The organism is Mesorhizobium sp. M2A.F.Ca.ET.067.02.1.1 (genome assembly GCF_004023285.1).
In the GTDB taxonomy this organism is placed as follows: domain Bacteria; phylum Pseudomonadota; class Alphaproteobacteria; order Rhizobiales; family Rhizobiaceae; genus Mesorhizobium.
In genome coordinates this window covers 1-2,327 of sequence record NZ_RZSB01000850.1, presented here as the reverse complement: position 1 = coordinate 2,327, position 2,327 = coordinate 1, and the positions used below count along the sequence as shown (strand labels likewise).

Here is a 2,327-nt window from a genome sequence, read left to right as displayed (position 1 = left end):
CCAATCACCATCTACGTCGCCCCCGGCCTGATCGACGGCGCCGTCGATCTCTGGTGGGACGTCATCGAGGATATCGTCGACACCAGCTCGCGCCTGACGCTGACGATGGCGGGCAAGCAGAGGGTGATCGATTGCTCGACACGGGGCAGGAAGATCCTGGCCGTCGCGCGGCTGAACGCCTGGCTGACCGTGAAAGTGCCCGAGGAGGAGCAGGGTGCGGCATTGCGCGAGCTTGCCCGATCGAACGGCTATGAATTCGGCACAGGCCGCCCATGCCCCTTGATGAATTGGGATGAGCTCCGAGCCATGGCCGCCCACCCGCTGGTGACCATTGGCGCGCACACGGTCAATCATCGAAACTTGAAGCGGCTGTCCGAAACCGATGCGCGCCATGAGATCGGCGACGTCCGCCGCATCCTAGCGGAAAGGCTCGGCGAGGAGCCGCGTCATTTCGCTTACCCTTACGGCTATGCCAGCGCTGTCGGCTGCCGCGAAGTGGGCTTCGCCCGCGACGCGGGCTACGTCTCGGCGGTGACCACGCGGCACGGCGTGCTAAGGGCCGAGCATGCCGGCTTCCTGCACGCGCTGCCGCGCATCTCCGTCAACGGCCGCTACCAGAGCGTGGCGCATATCCAAACGATGCTGTCCGGCATCACGACGCCGCTCGCCAATGCCGGCAAGATGGTGGTGACCATCTAGACTAGCCGGCGCCGCCGGCGTCAGCGAGGATCAGCCCTTGGGCCGCGGCTCGATGATCAGCCATTTGATGATGGCCATGGCCGGCAGAACCCAGAGAAACCCGCTGAGCAGGAAGAACAGGAGATGCGCCGTGGGCCCGTATTCGGCGAGCCTGGTGACCGCGACCGCGGAGGCGATCAGCGCATAGATGATGACCAGCGCCACAAGCAGGATGGTTCCGATCAGCTTTTTCAGGCGAATGGGCATGTCGCGGTCTCGTTGACCCGTCTCGCTTAGGCTGAATGGCGTGCGCGCGCAACCACCGCGGCCCGGCGCGACGGCGTGCCGCGCTGTCCAGCCTTGCCACGGCGCGAGCCTTGGTCCACCACTCCAGCGTTTCAATTGCCGGAAAACGTCCATGGCTGCCATCACCGCCACGGCCCCCTATGCCGCACGCGACCGAGACCTGCGTAACCGCGCTTTGGTGCGCGGCTGGCTCTACGTCGTGGTGCTCGTGCTGTTCGCGCTGGTGCTGGTCGGTGGTTCCACGCGTCTCACCGGCTCGGGACTGTCGATCACCGAGTGGCAGCCGATCCATGGCGTCATCCCGCCGCTCAACGACGCCGAATGGCAGGAAGAGTTCCAGCGCTACCAGCAGATCCCGCAATATACCGAGATCAACAAGGGCATGAGCCTTCAAGACTTCAAGTCGATCTTCTGGTGGGAGTGGGCGCACCGCATCCTGGCGCGCAGCGTCGGCGTGGTCTTTGCCCTGCCGCTGCTGTTCTTCTGGGCGACGCGACGCATCGAACGAGGCCTTGGATTAAAGCTCATCGGCATCCTGGCGCTCGGCGGGCTGCAAGGCGCCATCGGCTGGTGGATGGTGGCTTCCGGCCTTGTCGACCGCGTTTCGGTCAGCCAGTACCGGCTGGCTACGCACCTGACGCTTGCCGCGCTGATCTTCACCGCCACCATGGCGGTCGCGCGAGGTCTCGCGCCGCATTCGGAGCCTGCCGCCGACCGCTCGACGCAGCGACTCGCCGGCTTCATCGTGTTCCTGACACTGATCCAGATCTATCTCGGCGGATTGGTCGCCGGCCTTCACGCCGGTCTTTCCTACAACACCTGGCCGCTGATGGACGGAAATTTGATCCCGTCCGATCTGCTTCTCCTGAAGCCTGCCTGGGTGAATTTCTTTGAAAATCCGAAGACGGTGCAGTTCGTCCACCGGCTGGGCGCCTATATGGTCTTTCTCGTGGCGCTCTGGCATATGATCGCCACGTGGCGGCGCCAGCCCGGCACCACCCATACCCGTCGCGCCACGCTTCTCTTCGCGCTGGTGGTCGTCCAGGCCTCGATCGGTATCGGCACACTGCTGATGCAGGTGCCGCTGCACATGGCATTGGCGCATCAGGCGATCGCGCTGGTCCTGCTCGGCTTTGCCACCGCGCATTGGCGCGGCACCAAGGGCGCCTATCCGCTGCCGACCGAGATAAACGTCAGAAGCTGACGGCCGGCGATCAAAATTGTAGCCGAACCCTCCGAACAGCCTCGGCGATGGTCAATTCCCGGTTCTCGTCAACCGCGTTCTTGTCCTCGCGATGCCACGCGGCCGACAGGCAGCCATAGGCGATCGCATGGTCGAGGAT

Annotated in this window: 3 protein-coding genes and 1 pseudogene; 2 read left to right on the top strand and 2 right to left on the bottom strand. The window is 64.5% G+C overall.

Annotated elements, in window-relative coordinates:
- Positions 1–699, top strand: a 699-nt coding sequence (locus EOA28_RS32720) for a polysaccharide deacetylase family protein (protein ID WP_128315700.1), incomplete at its 5' end; no start/stop codon positions are given.
- A gap of 30 nt (positions 700–729) precedes the next feature.
- Here the strand turns inward: EOA28_RS32720 and EOA28_RS32715 are convergent.
- On the bottom strand, positions 730–945 hold the full coding sequence (locus tag EOA28_RS32715) for a DUF2842 domain-containing protein (protein ID WP_042643947.1): 216 nt from the start codon (positions 943–945) through the stop codon (positions 730–732).
- A 151-nt stretch (positions 946–1,096) separates the two neighbouring features.
- Here EOA28_RS32715 and EOA28_RS32710 point away from each other — a divergent pair, with 151 nt between their 5' ends.
- Positions 1,097–2,188 carry a COX15/CtaA family protein gene (locus EOA28_RS32710; RefSeq protein ID WP_127250775.1) on the top strand — a complete coding sequence of 364 codons (1,092 nt, stop codon included), beginning with the start codon at positions 1,097–1,099 and terminating at the stop codon, positions 2,186–2,188.
- Between the two features lie 10 nt (positions 2,189–2,198).
- On the opposite strand, the pseudogene EOA28_RS40600 reads toward EOA28_RS32710, so the two are convergent.
- Positions 2,199–2,327, bottom strand: a pseudogene (locus tag EOA28_RS40600) (3'-kinase); the annotation flags it as partial.